Annotated in this window: 1 protein-coding gene; it reads left to right on the top strand. The window is 45.3% G+C overall.

Features of this window, described 5'->3' with window-relative positions; all coding sequences use genetic code 11:
* The coding region (locus HC175_RS20965; RefSeq protein WP_168139910.1) for a hypothetical protein at positions 1–189 on the top strand (189 nt) is incomplete at its 5' end.
* Positions 190–360: the final 171 nt, after the last annotated feature.

The following is a 360-nucleotide window of genomic DNA, read 5'->3' as shown; positions in this document are numbered from 1 at the left end:
ACCAGGGAAGGCACCGAATGTCTTGATTGTCCCGCAGAAGAAGAGGATCCCTGGGGTGACTCAAGTGATGACTGGGATACTGAAAACACCTGGGATTCAGGTAAGGACCGGCAAGAAACTACAAAAGAAGCTTCTGAACCTGAAGCAACTCAACAAGAAACTGAACCCGATACAATCCCTGAAGTATGAGCATCTTAATCGAAGTCATCGTAGGAGCAGTACTCTCCTTCCTCATGTCCACAGGAGAAATAGAGCATGACCGGAGCCCGGAAAAGATAAAAACTGAACAGGTTTCCAAAATTATCGGCAGGGAAAATTGTGAAGAGAATAACCTTTAAAAAGACTAAGGCTGCCAATTGG

Source organism: Salinimicrobium oceani (genome assembly GCF_012037645.1).
Note: the sequence above shows the minus strand (reverse complement) of the source record. Positions and strands in the feature narration are given on the sequence as shown.